Here is a 450-nt window from a genome sequence, read left to right on the forward strand (position 1 = left end):
AGCTCGGCCCGCTCCGAACCGACCACCACCGCCCGCCGCTCGAACCCTGCGCCGATGGAAGCCAGCGACAACCCCACATCCGCCAGGTCGAGTTCACCCACCCACGACGCCAACCGCTCCGCCCGCGCCCGCAACGCGACCTCCGACCGCGCCGACAGCACCCACGGCACCACCCCGGCATGGCCGCCGCCCGTCGCGGGGGCGACCTCCGGCGCCTGCTCCAGCACCACGTGCGCGTTCGTCCCGCTGGCCCCGAATGAGGACACCGCCGACCGGCGCGGCCGCCCGGTCTCGGGCCAGGCCACCTCCTCCGCCAGCAGCGCCACCGACCCCGCCGACCAGTCCACTTGGCGGCTCGGCTCGTCCACGTGCAGCGTGCGCGGCAGCACCCCGTGCCGCATCGCCATCACCATCTTGATCACACCCGCCACCCCCGCCGCCGCCTGCGCG

1 protein-coding gene is annotated in these 450 nt (G+C 75.8%); it reads right to left on the bottom strand.

From position 1 onward, the window contains the following. On the bottom strand, nt 1-450 hold a 450-nt coding region (locus tag VM95_RS38055), incomplete at both ends, for a ketoacyl-synthetase C-terminal extension domain-containing protein (RefSeq protein WP_045706229.1).

It is taken from the genome of Streptomyces rubellomurinus (assembly GCF_000961885.1).
In the GTDB taxonomy this organism is placed as follows: domain Bacteria; phylum Actinomycetota; class Actinomycetes; order Streptomycetales; family Streptomycetaceae; genus Kitasatospora; species Kitasatospora rubellomurina.